Origin of the sequence: Flammeovirga pacifica, assembly GCF_000807855.2 — a bacterium.
Classification (GTDB): Bacteria; Bacteroidota; Bacteroidia; order Cytophagales; family Flammeovirgaceae; genus Flammeovirga; species Flammeovirga pacifica.
Genome location: NZ_JRYR02000010.1, coordinates 353 through 1,220, shown reverse-complemented (window position 1 = coordinate 1,220; position 868 = coordinate 353).

Sequence of the window (868 nt, the reverse complement as noted above, 5' to 3'; positions counted from 1 at the left end):
AATACACAAACCTATTATTGAGTAGTCTACCTCATACTATAGACCAAAGAAATATTTATAGAGGTTTTAATGACTTAAACGAGTATCACAATTCATTGATTAATTAACATAATTTAACGTTTTTACGGATTTTAATTGTATTATTTCAAGAATATTAAAAAAAGATGTCACGATTAGCTTTTTGAAAAGTGTTAATAAACACCCCTATATGTGTAGTTTCCGTCGTAAAAAAAAAATAGTAAAATTAATCAAATACCTTGATTTGCTTTTTTAGAAAAAAAGTTACTTCAAGGTATTTTCATTTGTGCAATTGCCAATTTTTGGAGTGTTTAAAAATGAATACTCAATGATTAAAAACACCTATTCAACTAAAAAAAAAGAACACTAAAAAGAATCTAACTAACTGTATATCAATACTTTCATATACCCTTTTATTAAGAAATGGCAATTTCCATACGCCAATGTGCGGTGGCGTACTGTAGAGAGGAATAAGTATACTAATAGATATATATGTATACACGTATATACTAACAATCAGATAGTTACGTAAATAAAAAGTAGACTAACTTTTCAAAAAGTGTACTTTTCTGTTTGTTAAAAAAAAGTCATTTCTCGAACACTAAAAAAGTCTATTTTTTTACTCTTAAAAAGGTCTCTCAAGGTATCAGAAACCCGTCCTAAAAATTTAAAATCTTTTTTTCGATGTTTGTTACATGGAGAAAAGGAATTATAAAATACTTTTATCGGATGATTTAGGACAAAAAGAAATTAGTTCTTTATCTGATAGTGAAGAAAAATCGAATGTTTGCTTTGCTTATCTCATTGGTAAAATGAATGGCTTACATAGTCGTAGTTTATCAAATCAGTT